Origin of the sequence: Paratractidigestivibacter sp., from assembly GCF_052362415.1 — a bacterium.
In the GTDB taxonomy this organism is placed as follows: Bacteria; Actinomycetota; Coriobacteriia; order Coriobacteriales; family Atopobiaceae; genus Paratractidigestivibacter.
In genome coordinates this window covers 1-14,413 of record NZ_DAWEMK010000024.1, presented here as the reverse complement: position 1 = coordinate 14,413, position 14,413 = coordinate 1, and the positions used below count along the sequence as shown (strand labels likewise).

Annotated in this window: 10 protein-coding genes and 2 pseudogenes; 5 read left to right on the top strand and 7 right to left on the bottom strand. The window is 64.6% G+C overall.

The window, feature by feature from the left end; all coding sequences use genetic code 11:
- The coding region (locus ACT84W_RS03970; RefSeq protein ID WP_444328277.1) for a YeiH family protein at positions 1-784 on the top strand (784 nt) is incomplete at its 5' end.
- A gap of 65 nt (positions 785-849) precedes the next feature.
- Here ACT84W_RS03970 and ACT84W_RS03965 read toward each other — a convergent pair.
- From ACT84W_RS03965 to ACT84W_RS03950, 4 genes are all read right to left on the bottom strand, one after another.
- Positions 850-1,494 carry a class I SAM-dependent methyltransferase gene (locus tag ACT84W_RS03965; RefSeq protein ID WP_432291122.1) on the bottom strand — a complete coding sequence of 215 codons (645 nt, stop codon included), beginning with the start codon at positions 1,492-1,494 and terminating at the stop codon, positions 850-852.
- 9 nt (positions 1,495-1,503) lie between these two features.
- A complete protein-coding gene (locus ACT84W_RS03960; protein WP_444328276.1) occupies positions 1,504-4,170 on the bottom strand; it encodes an ABC transporter permease in 2,667 nt (888 codons plus the stop codon).
- A 7-nt stretch (positions 4,171-4,177) separates the two neighbouring features.
- The gene (locus ACT84W_RS03955; RefSeq protein ID WP_126422375.1) at positions 4,178-4,891 is read right to left on the bottom strand and encodes an ABC transporter ATP-binding protein; all 714 of its coding nucleotides are present in this window, start codon (positions 4,889-4,891) and stop codon (positions 4,178-4,180) included.
- A gap of 183 nt (positions 4,892-5,074) precedes the next feature.
- Entirely contained in the window at positions 5,075-5,953 is an 879-nt protein-coding gene (locus ACT84W_RS03950) for a LysR family transcriptional regulator (RefSeq protein WP_444328275.1), read from the bottom strand.
- Positions 5,954-6,073: 120 nt separating this feature from the next.
- On the opposite strand from ACT84W_RS03950, the gene ACT84W_RS03945 reads away from it, so the two are divergent.
- From ACT84W_RS03945 to ACT84W_RS03930, 4 genes are all read left to right on the top strand, one after another.
- Positions 6,074-6,955 (top strand): SDR family NAD(P)-dependent oxidoreductase, encoded by an 882-nt coding sequence (locus tag ACT84W_RS03945; RefSeq protein WP_444328274.1) that lies wholly within the window; start codon positions 6,074-6,076, stop codon positions 6,953-6,955.
- A gap of 70 nt (positions 6,956-7,025) precedes the next feature.
- Positions 7,026-8,258: an MFS transporter gene (locus ACT84W_RS03940; protein WP_444328273.1), complete on the top strand. Its 1,233-nt coding sequence runs from the start codon at positions 7,026-7,028 to the stop codon at positions 8,256-8,258.
- Positions 8,259-8,365: 107 nt separating this feature from the next.
- Positions 8,366-9,406 (top strand): Gfo/Idh/MocA family protein, encoded by a 1,041-nt coding sequence (locus tag ACT84W_RS03935; RefSeq protein ID WP_444328272.1) that lies wholly within the window; start codon positions 8,366-8,368, stop codon positions 9,404-9,406.
- A gap of 1,123 nt (positions 9,407-10,529) precedes the next feature.
- Positions 10,530-11,924 carry an MATE family efflux transporter gene (locus ACT84W_RS03930; protein ID WP_444328284.1) on the top strand — a complete coding sequence of 465 codons (1,395 nt, stop codon included), beginning with the start codon at positions 10,530-10,532 and terminating at the stop codon, positions 11,922-11,924.
- 201 nt (positions 11,925-12,125) lie between these two features.
- Here the strand turns inward: ACT84W_RS03930 and ACT84W_RS03925 are convergent.
- The 3 genes and pseudogenes from ACT84W_RS03925 to ACT84W_RS03915 form a co-directional block, all read right to left on the bottom strand.
- Positions 12,126-14,027: pseudogene (locus ACT84W_RS03925) on the bottom strand (ATP-binding protein); the annotation flags it as partial.
- Positions 14,028-14,051: 24 nt separating this feature from the next.
- A pseudogene (locus tag ACT84W_RS03920) lies at positions 14,052-14,195 on the bottom strand (transporter substrate-binding domain-containing protein); the annotation flags it as partial.
- An 18-nt stretch (positions 14,196-14,213) separates the two neighbouring features.
- On the bottom strand, positions 14,214-14,413 hold a 200-nt coding region (locus tag ACT84W_RS03915; RefSeq protein ID WP_444328271.1), incomplete at its 5' end, for a hypothetical protein.

The window sequence follows — 14,413 nt, the reverse complement described above, 5'->3', positions numbered from 1 at the left end:
CGCGCAGGTTGCGAAGGTGGGGGCCACGAGCCTGCCGGTGATCGTCTCCACCATCTCCACGTCCCTCGTTGTCTCTTTCGTGATGTGTCGCGCCATGCATGTGCCCGGAAAGATCGCCACGCTCATCGGCGTGGGTTCCTCCATCTGCGGCGGCTCCGCCATCGCGGCAACGGCGCCTGTGATTCGCGCGGACGACGAGGACGTTGCCCAGGCCATCTCGGTGATCTTCCTCTTCAACGTGTTCGCCGCGCTCGTCTTTCCCACCCTCGGCGGCATGCTGGGCCTCACCAACGAGGGCTTTGGCCTCTTTGCGGGTACCGCCGTCAACGACACCTCCTCGGTGACGGCTGCCGCGGCCGCGTGGGACGGCATGCACCCGGGCGCCAACACGCTTGATGCCGCCACCATCGTCAAGCTTACGAGGACCCTCGCCATCATCCCGATCACGCTCGCGCTCGCCGTGTGGCAGATGCGCGTCGACCGCCGCGCGGGAGGGGAGGGCAAGAGCACCTTCAGCCTGCGCCGCGCCTTCCCGACGTTCGTGGGGCTCTTTGTGTTCGCGAGCCTCGCGACCACCGTGTTCGCCCTGCCGGCCGTCGTCACCGCGCCGCTGAAGACACTCTCGAAGTTCCTCATCGTGATGGCCATGAGCGCCATCGGCCTCAACACCGACATCGTCAAGCTCGTGCGAACGGGCGGCAAGCCCATCGCGCTGGGGGCCTGCTGTTGGGTCGCCATCGCCTGCGTGAGCCTAGGCATGCAACACGTCATCGGCATCTGGTAAAAAGAGCGCGCCGTCACGTTTGTGGCGGCGCGCTCTGGTTTGGCGGCGCACTATGGTTTGGTTCGCTATTCCTTTCGTGCCACCAGGTGTGCGCGGAAGCCCTTCTGCGCCTCGAGCTTGAGCAGGGTGAGCCCGGATTCCTCGACGAGCGCGCGTAGCTCGGACAGCTTGAGGATGCGCACGTCGCCATGGCCCAAGAGGCGGGCCAGCGGTAGCTCAATGTTGTTCATGAGCCAGACCGCGACGTCGTTCGAGGTGTAGTCGCGCAGGACCAGTCGCCCGCCGGGCCGAAGGATGCGTGCCACCTCGGCGAAGAACCTCTCCGGATGCGGGTAGTGGTGGAAGCTGTTGGAGCAGAGCACGGCGTCGAAGCTCCGGGGCTCGAAGGGCAGCGCCTCCGCGTCTCCGACGACAAAGCTGACGTTATCGAGCTGCTTTGCCCGGGCGACGTCGATCATCCCGGGTGTGAGGTCGAGTCCAGTTAGGTGCTTGTTGGGATACCGGGCGTGGAGCAGTTCTAGGACGGCTCCGGTTCCGCAGCCCACGTCGAGCGCGTCCTCGAACGGCTCGAGCTCAAGCTCCTCGAGCATCTGCGGATAGTCGTCCTTGCACATCTCGTAAATGCCGGCATGGCCGGATTCGTAGACCTTTGCTGCCTCAGTGAACTCCTTGATGGAGAGTTGCTTGAGTTCCTCTGCTGACTTGGTCATAGCCTCCTCCTATTCCTGGACCTTTAGTGCCTCGGAGAGGCTGACGCGCCTGATGGAGTGCGTGTGCAGGAGCGCCACGACGAGGTACGTCGCGAACCCGATCCCCACGCACGCCGCGATGGACCACCATGGCACGTAGATCTCGATGTTGCCGTTGTAGGAGAGCAGCATCGAGCGGAAGATCGCGGTGAGCGAGCCGATGATCACGGGCTGAGACAGCAGCAGCGCCGCCACCACGCACAGCGTGATCGAGCGGATGTACAGGTGGGAGATCTCTCCATCGCGGTAGCCAAATACCTTCATGTAGCTGATGGAGCGCGCGCTTCGATCGATCACGGCCTTGGTCAGCAGGTACATGAAGAGGAGGAAGATGAAGACGGAGAGGCCGACCATCATCCCGATCAAGTCGCTCATCATGCCGATGAACTGGTCGCCCACGGCGCGCATGTCGTCGGGCGTGGTGTCGCCGGCGAAGTAGCGCGAGTCGAGGTCGAGCTCCTCGTCGCTTACGTAACCGTTAAAGTACGAGGGATCGTTGCCGAAGAGCTCGTTGAAGTCGTCGACGCTCATGTAGACGTTCATGTCCGACTTGGAGCCCCAGGCAGAATCGTCGCCCGCATACTCGAAGGAATAGTCCTTGTCCTCGTACTTGTCATGGAAGCTGACCTTTTGTCCCTGCCTCCAGCCGAACTTGTCGAGAAGGCCGCGGCCAAAGACGACGCGCCCGTCGCCAACGTCCAGGCCCTTCCAGTAGCGAGAGTCCGGGGAGACGCCGTAGATGGTTACGGTCTCCACTCCGTTGCCCTCGCCGCGGTCATATTGCAGCTGGTAGACGGCGTACTTCTCGGCTTGGGCGATCTTCTCGGCACCGTTGTCCATGGTGTTGACGGGGTGGATATCGTCGTTGTCCGCGTCGATGTCGGAAGCATCGTCGATAAGGTCGATCACCTCATCGCGGTCGCAGCCGAGGGCGTCCGCGATGTCGTCGAGGCGCGCGTAGAGGGCGTCCTTCTTGTCCCGCGCCTCCTCGAGCGCGTCGCTGGCTGCCTGCATGCCCTCGACGCTGGGCGAGGCCTCGACGGCGTCGGCCGCCGCCTGGGCCGCGTCTGCCGCGTCGTCGAGCTCATCTTGGGCATCCTCGGCGGCGGTGAGCAGCGCGCCGTCGACGGATTGCAGGCGGTCGAGGGCGGCCCACTGCTCGCGCTCCTCGGCCGTGCCCTCGAGCTCGAGTGGGGCCTTGAGCGTGTACTGGTGCGCTGCCACGAGGCTCGTCTCGAGGTTGTCTGCGTAGTGCGTCATCGTGGGAAGGATCGCCAGGCCAAAGAGCAGAAGCAGCGAGGCGAACGCGATGCCCACGAAGAGCGTGGCGAAGTTACCGAGGTTGCGCAGGAAGACGCGCACGCGGAAGCGCGAGACGAAGCCCATGCGCTTCGGGAGGCGCAGGCCGCGCTTGGTGCCGGCCTTGCCGCCGGCCTCATGGCGCAGGAACTGCAGGGGCGTCTTGCCCATCTTGCGGAGAAGTCCCGCGAGCGTGATGAGGATGAGCGCGGCGGCAGGTACCACAGCGCACTTGACGAAGATCTCCCAGCTCCAAAATACGTGGAAGGGCGGCAGGCTGTAGGAGCCGTAGTAGAGACTGCGCATGGGCTCGGTGAAGACGCTCACGCCGAGCGCGGTACCCAGAAGCGCGGCGAGGATGCCAACAATGGCGGGAAGCGTGAGGTAGTGGAGGACAATCTCGCGCTTGCGATAGCCGCTCGCGAGCAGCGTTCCGATGATGGCGCTCTCCTCCTCGATGGTGGAGTCGGTGAGCACGACGAAGACGAAGGCCATGATTACGATGATGATGTCGAGCAGCGTCGTCCACATCACGGAGTCGCCGTCCACGTCGTCGCGCGCGTAGCCGATGCCCTGGTTGGAATCCGCGTCGATGAGGTCGTCCACGCGCGCGTCGGCGTCCATGAGGGCATCGACCATGTCCTTCTCGGCATCGGTTCGGTCTGCGACGGAGAGGCCGCGATTATTGAAGACAAACGAGTAGGTGAAGGTGGGCGCGCCGCCGGCGTCCTCGAGCGCGGCGAAGCCGGCGTCCGTGACCTCTGCCACGCCGAAGGTGATGGTGTTCACCGTGAAGTCCGAGTTGTCGAGGAAGAGCGCCTGGCTGTCGGGCTGGGTCATGATGCCGCAGATGGTGTAGGCGCGCCCTTCGAGCTCGACCGTATCGCCCACGGCGAGGTCGTTGTTCGTGGCGAAGACGCGGTCGATGGCGACCTCGTCGTCTGCCTGAGGTTCCGTACCCTCGCAGTAGGACGCGAGGTCAACCTCGGTGCGGTGGGCGTAGGTGCGCAGCGTGCGCCTGGTGCCGTCGTCGCCCGCAGGCTTCTTGATGGTGGCGTCTATCGAGAAGTTCTTGTAGAGCGTGACGCCTCCTACGCCCACCGCGGCGTCCTCGGCTGCCTTGGCCTGGGCATCGGTCGCCTCGAAGGAGGTCGTCACGCGGCCGTCCTCGATTGCGTACTCGTCGCGCATGCCGTCGATGAGGCAGCCGATGGAGTGTGCGGCGAGAAGAAAGCCCGACGTGAGGGCAATCGAGCCGCACATGAGCAGGAATATGCCGAGGTACTTGCCAAGGTTGTGCTTGAGCTCTCGGGGGAGTCGCCTTGCCAGGGGAGTCATCGCGCGCCTACCAATCGAGCTCGGAGGCGGTCACGGGGGAGGCGTTGAGCTCGTCGGACGCCAGGCGCCCGTCGCGAAGGCGCAGCACGCGGTCTGCCATCTTGGCGATGGCGGCGTTGTGCGTCACGATCACGAGGGTGCAGCCGAACTCGCGGTTCACGCGCTCCATGAGCTCGAGGACCTCCTTGGAGGTCTTGTAGTCGAGCGCGCCCGTGGGCTCGTCGCACAGGATGAGCCCCGGGTTCTTGACGAGCGCACGGCCGATGGCGCAGCGCTGCTGCTGGCCGCCGGAGACCTGGCGGGGGAACTTGTCGCGGTGCTCCCAGAGGCCGAGCGAGCGCAGGAGGTCCTCCATGGGCAGCGGGTTCTTGGAGAGGTGCGCGGTGACCTCGATGTTCTCCTGGATGGTGAGGTCTGGCACGAGGTTATAGAACTGGAAGACGAAGCCAAGCTCGCGACGGCGGTACTCGCCGAGGTCTCTGGCCGAGAGGGTCGTGAGGTCGCAGCCGTCGACGGCGATGCTGCCGCCGTCTGCGCCCTCGAGGCCGCCGATGAGGTTCAGGAAGGTCGACTTGCCCGAGCCGGAGGGGCCGAGCATGACGCAGACCTCGCCGCGGTTCACGGTGCAGGTGATGCCGTCGAGTACCTGGACGCGGGCCTCCCCAGCGCCGTAGTGTTTCTTGAGTCCGTCTACCACCAGGTAAGGGGTGTTGCCCTTCATGGGACGCTCCAATCGTCGCGCGAAGGCTAACGGAAGCGGTCTGTTTGGAGGGCAAAGTTAGCCTTGGTGAAGTTAGTTCGAGCTAACAATACCACGTGCGAGGAATTCGTCGGGGCAGATAGGGCTTTGGAAAAAGGCCCGACACAAACGGGGCTCGAACTGCCGGCCGAGGCCCTTCTCGCCCTAGGGCTCGATCACTTGGGCCAACGCGTCCACGAAGCGCCTAACGTGCGGTGCCGGGTCGCGCGGGTAGGCCAGAAAGCAGGGGACCCGGATGCCGCAGTCGAGCTCGATGCCGACGAAGCCAGGGTGTACGCCCGACCAGGCGCCGCTCGTGACCACGACGTCGCCCGACTCGGCCGCGTCGTTGAACAGCGCGAAGTCGAAGCTCTGGACGTCCATCACCTCGATGCCCTCGGTTGCCTTGAGAACGCGCCGCAGGTGGTCGGTGGCGTCGTTGGCATGGCGCAGCATGCGCACGCGCCTGCCGCGAAGGTCGTCGACGGTCAGCCTGCGCCTCTCGGCGAGGGGGCTGGTGCGAAGGACGTCTATCGAGAAGGGCGTCGAGAAGAGGGGGAGCAGCCGGCACATGCCACCCCAGCGGACGGTGGAGTAGCTCGTCTGGATCACGTCGACTTCGGCCCCCAGGCGCGTCATGACGGTCGTCTTGGGGTCGTACAGGTCGCCCACGGTCACGATCTCCAGCTGTAGGTCGGGCACGAGCTCGTGGACCTGTGGCCAGAGCGCCTGAGTGTTTCTGCCAGGCGCCATGAGCGAGACCCCCAGGCGGACCGACGCGGTGCCACCCAGGTTGCGGGCGCGCCAGAGCGCGGCCGCAACCTCGCCCATGATCTTGCGGGCGTCCTCGACGAGCGAGGCCCCGGCGGCGGTGGGTCGGACGCCGGTGTGGGTGCGCTCGAACGCGACGACGCCGAACTCGCGCTCGAAGGTCGTGACCTGCTTCACCAGGGCGGGGGTCGAGATGCTCAGCCGCTCAGCCGCCTTCGAGAAGCTCCCGAGCTCCGCCGCGGCCACGATCGCGTCGAGACGTCTGTCGTACATCTCGCCCCCTGTCTAGTGTTAACCAGTGGTTCATACCATACCAAAACATCGGTAATTCTCAGGCGGCTGGCGCTGCATTAGCCTTCGACTCGCATATTGGAGCCAATCGGAGGGATGGAAATGAATAACTGGCTCAATCTTGAGGGGGAGGTCTGCGCCGTGACCGGTGCCCTTGGCGGCATGGGCGTCGAGATCTGCCGTGAGTTCGCCCGTAACGGCGCGAACGTCGTCCTGCTGGACCTCGATGAGGAGAAGGTCAGGACCGCGGCCGCAGGACTGTCCGACGAGTTTGGCATCCACGCCGAGGGCTACCGCATGGACGCCACCAACGAGGAGGAGGTCCAGGCGGCCGTCGACGCGACCATCCGCGACTTCGGCCGCGTCGACGCGCTCGTCAACACTGCGGGCATCCTGCGCTTCTCGCCCATGGAGGACCTGCCGCTGTCCGACTGGGAGGCCGTCATCAAGGTCAACCTCACCGGCACCTTCATCGCGTCGCAGCGCTTCGGCCGCGAGATGATCAGGCAGGGGGCCGGTCGCCTCGTGCACATCTCGACCGCTGCCTCCTACCAGCCCGAGACCTTCTCCGGCGTCTACAGCTCCACGAAGGCCGGCGTCAACATGATGTCCAAGATGATGGCCGCCGAGTGGGGCCCCTACGGCGTGCGCTCCAACTGCGTGTGCCCCTGCTTCGTCAAGACCCCGATGAGCGCCAACTTCTACTCCGACCCCGAGGTCGAGCGCAGCCGCAGCCGCCTTATCGCCACGCGTCGCATCGGCGAGGTCACCGACATAGCCAACGCCGTCATGTTCCTGGCGTCCACGCGTTCCGACTTCACCACCGGCGCCGAGATCATGGTCGACGGAGGCTTCTCCAACATGATGGGCGACCTCACCGCCAAGCCCGGCGGCCGTCGTGCCTACGCGGAGAACTACCTCAAGAACAAGGGCGTCTCCCTGTGGACCGACGAGGCCGGCGTCAAGACCCCGACCGACCAGTAGGAGACAAAGGGACAGTCCCCTTGTCTCCCCTTGTCTCCTTTGCTGCTTGTCAACGACTGGAAAGAGACCAATGGCTTCCGAGAATTCCAACAAGGGACGCGGCGTCGTTCTCACGGCCGCCTGCGTCACGATGTTCTTCATCAGCTCCATCGCCCTGTACTCCGTGGTGAGCAAGAACCTGCTCGCCGTCTATCCCGACTGGTCCGGTGCGCTCACCTGGGCGTTTCCCGTCTTCCAGACGATCATGGCCGTCACGGGCATCTTTGCCGGCCGCATCTCCGACAAGATCGGCCCGCGCAACGTCGTCATCGCCGCGGCCGTGTGCTATGGCGCCGGTTGGTTCCTGTCCGGCACCGTGACCGAGCCCTGGCAGTTCTACCTGTACTTCTCCGTGATTGCCGCCATCGGCAACGGTCTGGGCTATAACCCGGCGCTCACGACGGGCCAGAAGTGGTTCATCGACAAGAAGGGTCTTGCCTCCGGCATCACCCTGGCCGCCTCCACGGCCGGCCCCGCCGTGCTCTCTCCCGTGCTCGCGTCGCTGCTCATCCCGAGTCTCGGCATCTTCGGCGCGCTCAAGGCCCTTGGCGTCATCTTCTTCGTGACGATCCTCGCCTCCGCGCTGTTCCTCAAGGCCCCCGAGGCCGGCTGGCTTCCGCAGGGCTACGTGGCCCCCGCCGCCGGTGCCCACGCGGGCACGTTCGGTGACCTCACGCCCGCCGAGATGGTTCGCACCCCGCGCTTCTGGGTTCTCATCGTGACGTTTGCCTTTGCCGCCACCGCCGGCACGCTGCTCGTGGGCAAGGTTGCCTCCATCGCCGCCGTCCAGTTGTTCGATGATCCCGCGAGCTCCGCGGCCGTGGCTCTCGGCGGCGTGGTCGTGACGGTCAACACGTGCGCGAACCTCGTCGGTCGCCTGTCGTTTGGTCAGATCATCGACAAGCTTGGCACGTACAAGTCGTTGCTCGTGAGCCTCGTCGTGACCATCATCGCACTCGTGATCATGTCCATGAGCTTCTCGCAGCCGATGTTCTTCGTGGCGCTGGCGCTTCTCGGCTTCAGCTTTGGCGCGCTGCTCGTCATCTACCCGCCGCTCACGGGCGGCGCGTTCGGCACGTCCAACCTGGGCGTCAACTACGGGATCATCCTTCTATGGCGCCATCGTGATTGCCGCCATCGCCGTTGCGCTTACCGTCTACATGATGGTCGCCGACGGCAGGAAGGCCGCCAAGTAGCACCCTCCGGGTGGCCCCGCTCACACTCCCCGGGCGCGGGCCCCTTACCCTTCTCGGCCGGCCGATAGCCCCTCGGCCGGCCATCAACCAGCAGGCGGGCGGCGGCCTTGGCGTGCCGTTCGCATACGAAGGTGGGGCGGCCGAGCCCGCCCCCATGTCTCAGAGAGGAACCAACATGAACGAGAAGGCTCCCGTTCGCATCGCGGTCATCGGCGCTGGCGCCATGGGCCGCAACCACATCCGCTTCGTCACCGAGGAGCCCGAGGCCGAGCTCGTCGCCATCGCCGACGCGTTCGAGGGCGCCCGTGCCACGGCAGACGCCGCCGGCGTGCCGTTCTTCACCGACGCCGCGCAGATGATGGACGAGGTCAAGCCCGAGGCCGTCATCATCGCCACGCCCAACGGCCTGCACCTGGGCGTTGCCCGCGAGGCCATCGCCCGCAACATCGTGCCGCTCGTGGAGAAGCCCATCTCCGACGACCTCGAGGATGCCGAGAAGTTCGCCGCCGAGGCCGAGGCCGCCGGCGTGCCCGTGCTCGTGGGCCAGCACCGCCGCCACAACCCGTTCGTGAAGAAGGCCGAGGAGATCATCGAGTCCGGCGAGCTGGGCCGTCTGACCGTCTCGAGCTTCCACTACATGATCTACAAGAACGACGAGTACTTCGACGTTGAGTGGCGCCGCAAGAAGGGCGCGGGCCCCATTCTCGTGAACCTCGTGCACGACGTTGACCTGCTGCGCTACCTGCTTGGCGAGCCCGTTGCCATCCAGGGCATGCAGTCGAGCGCCGCGCGCGGCTTCGAGACGGAGGACTCCGCCGTCGTGAACGTGCGCTTTGCCGACGGCTCGCTTGCCTCGATGACGATCTCCGACGCCACGGCGAGCCCCTGGAACTGGGAGGCCTGCGCCCGCGAGGACCCGCAGTATCGTCCGTTCGACGCCGACGCCTACTTCATCGGCGGCACGAAGGGCGCTCTGTCGCTGCCGCGCCTGCAGGTCATGAGCTACGACGGCGCCTCCAGCTGGCACAAGCCGCTGAAGATGGACGTGCCCGCCGTTGACCCGGCACTTCCGCACAAGATGCAGCTCAAGCACTTCGTGCGCGTCGTCCGTGGCGAGGAGGCCCCGGTCGTGACGCCTGCCGACAACGTCAAGACGCTGCGCGCCCTCAACGCCGTGAAGCGCGCCGCCGAGACCGGCGAGCTCGTGGAGCTGTAAGAGGATTTCGCACATATCTGCGCCATTTTGCCGCCGAGGACGAATGCTCCTCGGCGGCTTTTCTGATAATTGGAAGAGCCGCTGCCACTTATCCCCTAAATTTAACCATTTATCGGATGCTGCTCTGATTAAGAGAGGAATTGGATATCTATCCCTTAAATTTATGACGAGTCCCAATTCATGACGTCAGGAAAGGAGAAAGCTCGCTATTTGCCGATGATATGTTTGCGTGAGGAGGATGTCATGTATTCGGACCGAACGCATTGTATTTCCAGGCGAGCTTTTTGTTGGCGCTGCCGGAGGCGGCGTGCTTTCACTATTGATGAAGCCGGATTTGAGTTTGGCGTCTGAGCTGAGTTCTACCGTTGAACCGCTTACAGTAACGGAAACATCGACAAATGCTATAGCGCAAATATTCAAGTGAGTACCGGTCAGACGGTGCAGTGGTGTACGCCGACGTGGACGATTACTGATAGCGGAAAAACGCTTTGTGTTACGTATTCATGTTCAATCTACTGGCCACGGAACATCCTTAGCGCTGCCTGTCACTTCTATGCGGAGTTCTGGTCTGATGGCAGCGGCTATATCAAGGGCGGCCCAGTCGGGTAATCGGTCCTTTCGAATTCAATGGGGGCACCATGTATGAGGCAATCTCAGTCGCACAGTATTTATTTATAAACATGCTGCCTGGACTTCTCTTACTCGTCCCTCTCTACTTCGTTGTGAGACATGCTGTGTATTCGGGCGTAAGGCGAGCGCTGAAGATTAACGTGCGTTCGGGTGAGAATGAGACTTAACTACTTGTATATGGGGGTGGTTGTCCGTGGGGACTACCACCCCCATTTCGTTGTGCTGCTTGTAGGTAGCGGTAGGGGCTGGGAACGGTTCAAAGGAAGGTTCGACGTCTTTCCTGCGTTGATCCAAGACATATAATATTAATGCATAGCTGGGACAATAACCTACGGGGTATTGTTCCAGCTAGCCGCGCTTGGAACCCTGGCCGCAGGCCTTGTTGGGGCCAATGCCCGCGCCGCGCGCGGGCCCGCCAAACGCTTGACGCCCACCGCGCTGCTGCTTGGGAGGCGGCGGTATCGCGCGGCGCCTACTGCCGTTCTCAGACATTATGGATGGGGGCTTCATGGCGAGACGCCGCTGGTCTGGTTCTCTGGATGTCACCGAGGGGAGAATAGACAGGCAGCTTCTGCTGCTGTGCGTGCCCGTGTTCTTCTCGTCCTTCTTCCAGGAGGCGTACTCGCTGGTAAACACCTTTGTGGTGGGTCAGTTCGCGGGGAAGGCGGCGCTCGGTGGAATCCAGGCTACCGCACCGCTCGTGGACCTAGCCGTGGGCTTCTCGGTTGGCATGGGTACGGGCTTTGCCGTGGTGTGCAGCCAGTACTTTGGCGCGCGTGACGACGAGCGCCTGCGCGCCTCGGTCCACACGGCGATGACCATCGCGCTTGTGGGCGGCCTTGCCGTCTCCGTGTTGGGGAGCCTGCTCGCGGGCCCCATCCTCACGCTCATGGGCACGCCGACAGACCTCATGGGCGAGTCACTGGACTTCGTGCGCCTCTACTTTGGCGCCATGGTGTTCTCGATTGTCTACAACACCGGCTCGGCCGTGCAGCGTTCGGTGGGCGATACCCGCTCGCCCTCCATCATCGTGGCGTCCACCTGCGTCGTCAACATCGTGCTCGACCTCGTGTTCGTTGCCGGTCTCCACATGGAGGCGCTTGGCGCTGGCCTTGCCACGGCGCTCTCGCTCGTGTGGGGCTGCGTCGTCACGCTCGTGCGCCTCACGCACGTCGACGGGCCGTGGAGGCTCGACGTGCGCAGGCTCGGCATCGACCCGGGCATCTGTCGCGTGATGATTCGCACGGGCCTGCCCCTGGGGCTCCAGGCGTCGTGCTACTCCGTCTCCAACATCATCACGCAGTCGACCATCAACTCGTTCGGCTCCACCGTTGTCACGGCGTTCGGCCTGTGCGGGCGCATCGACGCCATCATCTGGATGGTCTCCGAGGCGCTCGGCGTCGCCGTCACCACCTTCAGCGCGCAGAACTTTGGCGCGAGAAACTACGAGCGCATGCGCCGCGGCCTCAGGGCGGCCCTGTGCCTCACGGCCCTGGTGGTGGGATCGCTGTCTGTGGTGCTTCTCGCCAACGTGCGCGCCCTGGCTGGCTTCTTCATCGATGATGCGCAGATCGCCGAGCTCACGGCTCAGGTCATGTGGTACGTGGGCCCCTTCTACGTGGTCTACTCGCTCTACGACAACATCGGCGGCACCATCCGCGGCGCCGGCGAGAGCCTGCGGCCCATGCTCATCGTGCTCACGGGCTCCTGCCTGCTGCGCATCGTCTGGCAGCTCGCCGTGGTGCCGCTCGACCACACGCTCCACATGGCCATGCTCAGCTATCCCATCACGTGGGTCACCACGGGCATCGCGTTCATCTTCTACTATCGCTTTGGTCACTGGATGGACCACGCGAAGGACCACAAGGCCGCCAACCTCGCCGCATGACGAAAAGGGACAGTCCCTTTTCGTCATCATGAGAAAAATGATGAGAAGGGACTGTCCCTTTTCGTCATTTCCGTGGGAAAGAGGGGCCTCGGCGGGCGCGCCGGCTGCGACGGGGGAGGTTGCTCCGGTGCCGGCGGCCCTGATCCTGGGCGCGTCGCTTCCCGCCTTGCCTTTCTCGTCCCCAGCAGGCGTCAGGGGAATCGCCGCCTCGACCACGGTGCCGTGGCCGGGCTCGCTCGTGACGCCGATGCTTCCGCCCATGAGGTCCACCAGCGCTTTCGTGATGGACATCCCCAGGCCGGAGCCGGGGTAGACGGAGCGGACGTCGTTTTCTTCCTGCGCAAAGGGCTCAAAGAGCCTCGCCAGCTGCTCGGGGTCCATGCCCCGGCCGGTGTCCGCCACGGCGAGCGTCAAGAAGGGCGTGCCCGCGACTCCGGCCTCCGCGGCCTCCTCGCGATACCCGGCCGTCAGCTGCACGCCCCCGCCGGCCACGTTGTAGCGCACAGCGTTGTCCAGCACGTTCACGACGATCTGCCGCATGAACGATGGGCTGTCCAGATAGGTTTTCTCGAGCTCGGGCGCTAGGCTCGCGTTCAGGTTCAGCCGCGCGGCCTGCGCCCGCCCGGAGGCGTTCTCCTCGGCCGAGCGGAAGATCTGCGCAGGGCAGAAAGGCTCCCTGCGGAGCTCGACGTCGCCGCTCCTGAGCGCGCTCATCTCGAGCAGGTCGTCGACCATCCCGAGCAGGTCCCGGGCGGCGTCTCTCGCCTTGAGCGTGTTGCGCTCGATGAGCTCGGCGTCGTCGCTTCGGCGGCTGACCTCGAGTGCGCCGAGGATGCCGTTCAGCGGCGTGCGGATGTCGTGCGAGAGGTTGGTGAGCAGCTCGTCCTTCAGGTGGCCGGCCCGCTCGGCCTGCGAGAGCGCGTCCGCCAGCAGGCGGTTCTGCTCGGCCTCCCGTTCGTTCGCGCGGCGCAGGCGGCGGAAGTGCGCGGCAACGGAGGCGATTATCGCCAGTAGGATGCCGAGGGCAAGAATCGCGAGGAACACCCAGTGGTCGCGCAGGAAATCGAGCATCGTGTACGTGAAGAGGCCCTTGGTGTAGTTGTACGACGCGTTCGTGCCGTAGTCCTCCCCGATGATGCCGAGCCCGCGGTTGAGCAGCCGCAGCAGCATGCCGTTGCCCGGTGCGACGCCGAAGCAGCGGTCGTCGGTGAGGGGCAGCTGCACGCGGTAGAGCCCGACGCGCGACTCGAGGAGAGCGCCTGCGCGCAGGCCGTTGACGATGGTTCCCTGCGCCTCGCCCTTCTCGACTGCGCCGATGCACTCGTCGATGCTCTCGTACTCGAGGACGCGCGCGTCCGGGAAGACCTCCTCTGTGTAGGCCCGCTGCAGGAGGTTGTGCCTGTTTACCGCGACGGTCTCGATGCTGCCGTCGTAGGACTGGCCGTCGGCGAGCGCGGCAAAGAGCTCCGCCTGGTCGTCGAAGCAGCGGTACTCGACCTTCGGGCTCCAGTTGCCGGGCAGTCCCTGGATCGCCGCTGTGAGCACGTCCGTCATGAGGCCCGTCGGCTCGCCGTTCGCGTCCTTGCTGCAATACGGCAGGTAATCGTCGAGGTATCCGACGGTTATCGAGGAGTGCATCTGCGTCCACTCGTGCTCGTCGGCGCTCATGAAGTCGTTCACGGCGCTGTTCGCGGAGTAGCGGCTCCGAAGGCTGTCGAGGAACACCTTGCCCTGGTTGTTCATGATCTCCTGCGCGCTGTTCACGTTGGCAAGGAGATCGTCGCGGCCCTTGGCGACGGCAAGGTAGTAGGGGCGCCGGCCCACGATCTGGGCGGGATAGATGCTGGCGACGCCCTCGGCGATGTTTTCCGAGCTCACGAGCGCGTCGATGCGCCCGGTCGTGTAGGCGGCGTACATGTCGTCGAAGGTCGGGTAGCCGATGGCCTGGGTGTCCAGGCCCTGCTCGGCGATCCAGGCGTCGAGGGTCGCCTTGGAGTTCGAGGGGTCGACGACACCGAGCTTCTTTCCGGCGAGGGACGCTGGGGTGTCGTCGATTCTGTCGTTCGTGTAGCCGGTATAGATGTAGTAGGTCTCGTCGAGCATGCTGAGCTGCGGGAAGAGCGCCTGCTACTTGTGCTCGTCCGTGGCAGCTACGCCCGCTAGGACATCGATTCTGCCGTCCTGCAACTGGGCATAGAGGTCCGTCCAGTCGCCGTAGACGTATTCGTAGCGCCAGTTGGCGTAGGACGCGACGCGCTGGAGGTACTCGTAGCCGAAGCCGGTCTTCGGCTAGCCGGCCGCTGCGCCCTCCTGGAAGTCGGTGCGCTCGTAGTAGCCGACGCGGACGGTCTTCGGAACGGCTCCGGTTCCGGTGTCGGCTCCGGCGCCGGATTCGGCCGCCTGTGCGACGGAAGGGGCGAGCACGCAAACAAGGGCCAGTGCCACGAGCAATATCGCGTGAGCGAGCGAGACCCTTGTATGGCGTGAAG

What these genes read in the sequence shown, in the direction of transcription:
- ACT84W_RS03965 (WP_432291122.1), bottom strand. Translation starts at nt 1,494, where the DNA reads ATGACCAAGTCAGCAGAGGAACTCAAGCAACTCTCCATCAAGGAGTTC.
- ACT84W_RS03960 (WP_444328276.1), bottom strand. Translation starts at nt 4,170, where the DNA reads ATGACTCCCCTGGCAAGGCGACTCCCCCGAGAGCTCAAGCACAACCTT.
- ACT84W_RS03955 (WP_126422375.1), bottom strand. Translation starts at nt 4,891, where the DNA reads ATGAAGGGCAACACCCCTTACCTGGTGGTAGACGGACTCAAGAAACAC.
- ACT84W_RS03950 (WP_444328275.1), bottom strand. Translation starts at nt 5,953, where the DNA reads ATGTACGACAGACGTCTCGACGCGATCGTGGCCGCGGCGGAGCTCGGG.
- ACT84W_RS03945 (WP_444328274.1), top strand. Translation starts at nt 6,074, where the DNA reads ATGAATAACTGGCTCAATCTTGAGGGGGAGGTCTGCGCCGTGACCGGT.
- ACT84W_RS03940 (WP_444328273.1), top strand. Translation starts at nt 7,026, where the DNA reads ATGGCTTCCGAGAATTCCAACAAGGGACGCGGCGTCGTTCTCACGGCC.
- ACT84W_RS03935 (WP_444328272.1), top strand. Translation starts at nt 8,366, where the DNA reads ATGAACGAGAAGGCTCCCGTTCGCATCGCGGTCATCGGCGCTGGCGCC.
- ACT84W_RS03930 (WP_444328284.1), top strand. Translation starts at nt 10,530, where the DNA reads ATGGATGGGGGCTTCATGGCGAGACGCCGCTGGTCTGGTTCTCTGGAT.